General features: G+C 74.2%; 3 protein-coding genes. All 3 read left to right on the forward strand.

Annotation, left to right across the window (positions count from 1 at the left end; all coding sequences use genetic code 11):
- Window positions 1-423: 423 nt before the first annotated feature.
- Window positions 424-2,154 carry a penicillin-binding protein 2 gene (locus AB0J39_RS38550; RefSeq protein ID WP_363474020.1) on the forward strand — a complete coding sequence of 577 codons (1,731 nt, stop codon included), beginning with the start codon at window positions 424-426 and terminating at the stop codon, window positions 2,152-2,154.
- Window positions 2,155-2,233: 79 nt separating this feature from the next.
- Window positions 2,234-3,805, forward strand: a complete 1,572-nt coding sequence (locus tag AB0J39_RS38555; RefSeq protein WP_363474024.1) for a UDP-N-acetylmuramoyl-L-alanyl-D-glutamate--2,6-diaminopimelate ligase — start codon at window positions 2,234-2,236, stop codon at window positions 3,803-3,805.
- Window positions 3,806-3,868: 63 nt separating this feature from the next.
- Window positions 3,869-4,104 (forward strand): Mur ligase domain-containing protein (locus AB0J39_RS38560; protein WP_363474022.1); only part of this gene is annotated, 236 nt, incomplete at its 3' end.

A 4,104-nucleotide genomic window follows, 5' to 3' on the forward strand; every position in this document is an offset into this window, starting at 1 on the left:
GCCGGCGACAGGCCGCGCGGCGCCTCCGCATCAGGCGACGACGAGCGGTCCGCGGCGGGATCGGAGCAGCCGCGGGCGGGCGCGCCCGGCGGCCCCGACCGGCCGCGTGGCGGCGTGCCGGGTCACGGCACGCGGGGAGCCGCGGGAAAGCCGGGTGCCGCGGGAAGGCCCGGTGTCTCGAGCAAACCCGGTGTCTCGAGCAAACCCGGTGTCTCGAGCAAACCCGGTGTCTCCGGGAACGGCGCTCCCGCGAACAGCGCCTCCATGACCGGTGCCCCCGGCAGGGCCGGCGCGGGCCGTCCCCGTCCCGGCGGCGCCCCGTCCGGTGCGCAGCGCCCGAATCCGCAGCGTTCGGCGGGACCGCCGCGGCCACCGGGCCCACCGCGACCGCCGGGCCCACCGGGCCCGCCGCGTCCGCCCGCCGTGCTCCGGCTGGGCAACCCCGCCCGCCGGCTGAGGGCGGCGCTGGTGGTGATGGCGATCGTGCTGTCGCTGTTCGCCGGACGGCTGGTCCAGCTGCAGGGCTTCGACTCCAAGGTGCTCCAGGCGAAGGCCGCCCAGCAGCGCGTGCAGCCGGAGACGCTGCCGGCGCGCCGCGGCTCGATCACCGACGCCGGGGGACACGACCTCGCGGTGACGGTCGAGGCCAGGGAGGTCTACGTCGACCCCAAGGACGTCGACCCGGCCAAGCGCGACCTGGTCGCCACCACGCTCGCACGGGAGCTGAACAAGCCCAAGGAGGAGATCGCCGCCGCGCTGGCCAAGACCGAGCAGCGGTACATCCCGCTGGCCCGCGACGTCGAGCCGCCGCGGGCCAAGCGCATCATGGGCTTCGAGCTCAAGGGCGTCGGCGTGAAGGAGACCTATCGCCGCCTCTACCCCGGCAACTCGCTCGCGGGCGGCCTGCTCGGCTTCGTCGGCGTCGACGGCAGGGGCCTGGAGGGCCTGGAGAGCGCGTACGACGACATCCTGGCGGGCAAGGACGGCAAGCAGAGCATCGAGCTGGGCGCCAACCGGCAGCGCATCCCGATGACGCGGAGCCAGCGCGAGGCGCCGGTGCCCGGGCGCGACGTGCGCCTGACCATCGACAGGGACATCCAGTGGGCCGCGGAGGAGTCGCTGGCCCGGCAGGTCCGCCAGACGGGCGCGCGCAGCGGCAGCGTGATCGTCATGGACGTGCGGACCGGTCAGCTCCTGGCCATGGCGAACGCGCCCCAGGCGAACCTCAACAGCTGGCAGTCCGCCCCGGCGGAGGACCGCGCCAACCGCGCCGCGTCGGAGATCTTCGAGCCGGGCAGCACCAACAAGGTCATCACGGCGGCGGCGGCGATGGAGGCCGGCGTGGTCGAACCCGACACCGCCTTCCGCGTGCCCGACCACATCCAGTGCGCCGACCGGCAGCTCAGGGACGCCCACCCGCACGAACCCGAGTTGCTCACGTTCACCGGGATCCTCGCCGAGTCGAGCAACGTCGGCACGATCATGGTAGCGGACAAGATCTCCAGCCAGCGGCTGTACGACATGTTCCGGTCGTTCGGATTCGGCGCGCGCAGCGGGGCGGGGATCCCGGGTGAGCAGGCCGGCCTGCTGCCGCAGTGGCAGACGTGGTCGGGCAGCCAGCGCTGTACCATCGCCTACGGTCAGGGCATCTCGGTCACCGCGCTGCAGATGGCCGGCGTCTACCAGACGATCGCCAACGGCGGAGTGCGCGTGACCCCCTCGATCGTGGCGGGCACCACCGACGCGCACGGGGCGTTCGTCCCCAGCCCGGCCGCCAAGGGCACCCGCGTCATCAGCGAGACCACCGCACGGCGGATCGCGCTGATGCTGGAGGCCGCGGTGGGCCACGAGGGCACGGGGGAGGAGGCCTCGATCGAGGGCTACCGTGTCGCGGGCAAGACCGGCACCGCCATGCGGTACGACGAGAAGTGCGCGGGATACTGCGGGTACACCGCCACGTTCGTCGGCTTCACCCCTGCGGACCAGCCCCGGCTGATGGCCCTGGCGGTCATCCAGGATCCGAAGAAAGGCCACTACGGCGGCGCCATCGCCGCCCCGGTGTTCAAGGACGTCATGACTTTCGCGTTGAAGAGCAGGAAGATCCCCCCGACCGGCACGAAGGCGCCCGAGATGCTCCTTCGCCCGGCGGAGTGACCGCGGAGTGGTGAGAGTCGGAGTGGCCGGGACGAGCGGCGGAGGGGGGTACGCTCTCGCCGTGCGTTCCCCGTCGTCCATGCGTCCCGAGGCCGTCCAGGCCCGCCCGCTGTCCGCGCTGGCGTCCCTGCTCGGCACGTCGTCGGCCGTCCCGTCGCCCGGCGCGCGTGCGGTCCGCGGCACGGTCACCGGTATCACCCTCGACTCGCGCCGGGTGCGGCGCGGCGACCTCTACGTGGCCGCGCCGGGCAGCGCCCGGCACGGCGCGGAGTTCGCCGCGGACGCGCTGGCGGCGGGCGCGACGGCGATCCTGACCGACCCCGACGGACGCGACCGTGCCGCCGCCACCGGGCTGCCGGTGCTCGTCGTGCCCGACCCGAGGGCGGTGCTGGGGCAGGTCGCCGCCTGGGTGTACGGGAAACCGGCGGCCGGCGTCACGCTCATCGGCGTCACGGGCACCAGCGGCAAGTCCACCACGACGTTCCTGCTGGAGGCGGGACTGCGGGCGGCGGGCCACCGCACCGGCCTGGTCGGCGGTGTGGAGATCCGCGCCGGCGACGTGCGTTTCACCCCCGAGCTCACCACCCCCGAGGCGACCGACCTGCAGGGGCTGTTCGCGCTGATGCGCGAGCGGGGCGTGAGCGCCGCGGCCATGGAGGTCTCCAGTCACGCCCTGGCCCTCGGCCGGGTCGACGGCCTCTTCTACGACGTGTCGATCTTCACCAACCTGTCGCAGGACCACCTGGACTTCCACCGGGACCTGGACGACTACTTCGCGGCCAAGGCCCGCCTGTTCACTCCGGAGTTCAGCCGGGCGGGCGTGGTGAACATCGACGACGCCCACGGACGCGAGCTGGCCGCCACGGCCAAGATCCCGATCACCACGTTCTCCGCCACCGGGGCGCCGGAGGCCGACTGGCGCGCCGAGGACGTGCGCCTCGGCCCCGCGGGCAGCCGGTTCCGCCTGGTCGGTCCCGGAGGGGTCGAGGCCGAGGTGTCGGTGGCCCTGCCCGGCCCGTTCAACGTGGCCAACACCCTCGGCGCGCTGGTGGCCCTGGTCGAGGCGGGGGTCCCGCTGCAGGCCGCGGTGACCGGCGTCCGCGACTTCTCCGGCGTGCCGGGCCGGATGGAGCGGGTGCCGGGCACGGACGACGTGCAGGTGATCGTCGACTACGCGCACAAGCCGGGCGCGGTGGAGTCGGTCCTGCGCTCGCTGCGCGCGGTGCTCGGCGACGGGCCCGGCGGCCGCCTGGTGATCGTGCTCGGCTGCGGCGGCGACCGCGACCGCGGCAAGCGCCCGATGATGGGCGAAGCCGCCGTCCGCCTCGCCGACCTGGCCGTGTTCACCAGCGACAACCCTCGTACGGAGGACCCGCTCGCGATCCTCGCCGCGATGCTGGAGGGCGCGCTGCGGGTACCCATCGAGGAGCGGGGCCACGTAATCGTGGAGCCGGACCGGGCGGCCGCCATCCATCTGGCGATCCGCGGTGCCGCGCCCGGAGATGTGGTAGTTGTGGCCGGCAAGGGACACGAGCAGGGGCAGTATGCCGGGGGCCGGGTCGTCCCCTTCGACGACCGCGAGGTGGCCGCCGCGGCCATCGCGGAACGGAGCCTGGCACGGCGGGCGGCGCAGGAGGCCGCCGATGCGTGAGCCGATGCCGGGCAGTGCCCTGGCGGCCGAGTTAGCGACGCGAAAGAGAGCAGGAAAGACACCATGATCCCGTTGCCGCTGGCCCGGGTCGCCGAGATCACGTCCGGAACGCTGAACGCGGCGGCCGACCCCTCGGCCGTCGTCCGGGGACCCGTCGTGATCGACTCGCGGGCGGCCGGACCGGGCTCGCTGTTCGTGGCGATCAAGGGCGAGCGGGCCGACGGGCACGACTTCGCCCGGCAGGCCCACGACGCCGGCGCCGTCGCCGTCCTCGCCACCCGGCCCGTCGAGGCGCCGGC

Origin of the sequence: Microbispora sp. NPDC049633 (genome assembly GCF_040675265.1) — a bacterium.
Lineage (GTDB): Bacteria > Actinomycetota > Actinomycetes > Streptosporangiales > Streptosporangiaceae > Microbispora > Microbispora maris.

Bases quoted from the DNA above. Each gene is read 5' to 3' on its own strand.
- AB0J39_RS38555 (WP_363474024.1), top strand. From the start codon at position 2,234: ATGCGTCCCGAGGCCGTCCAGGCCCGCCCGCTGTCCGCGCTGGCGTCC.